The following is a 412-nucleotide window of genomic DNA, read 5'->3' as shown; positions in this document are numbered from 1 at the left end:
TAGTGGTAAAGGTGTTGATATCCACCACATCCTCAACCATGGTGATCTTGGCCAGATAGGAGGCAAACCCATACTGGTTAGAGCCCGTCCATCCAGTGAATGCGCTGTTATCAATTCGCCACGATACATTCCCCGACTCACTGACATTGGTGGGGCGCACGATAAAGATCTTGCCGTCACCGCTTTCGTGGGTGATCGTCCAGCCCAGCGGCGCCACCTTCATGGTCATTGCTGCGCCCGTTCCTGGGGCGCCGGGGTTGCCACCATCAATCTCAAACCAAACCTGAGTGGCGGTGACCTGCATCACCCGATGCTCGCCGCTGTAGGCGGCAGGCGATACCCCCTCGACCTGGATCACCGAATCTTGCAGATAGGCATGACCACCGGTAAAGGTCGCCACTGCCCACCCCTT

The 412-nt window shown here is 57.5% G+C and carries 1 pseudogene; it reads right to left on the bottom strand.

Going from position 1 to position 412, the window contains the following annotated elements:
- Nucleotides 1–412, bottom strand: a pseudogene (locus ACW5W8_RS23890) (hypothetical protein); the annotation flags it as partial.

This window comes from Aeromonas aquatilis (genome assembly GCF_054052405.1).
Note: the sequence above shows the minus strand (reverse complement) of the source record. Positions and strands in the feature narration are given on the sequence as shown.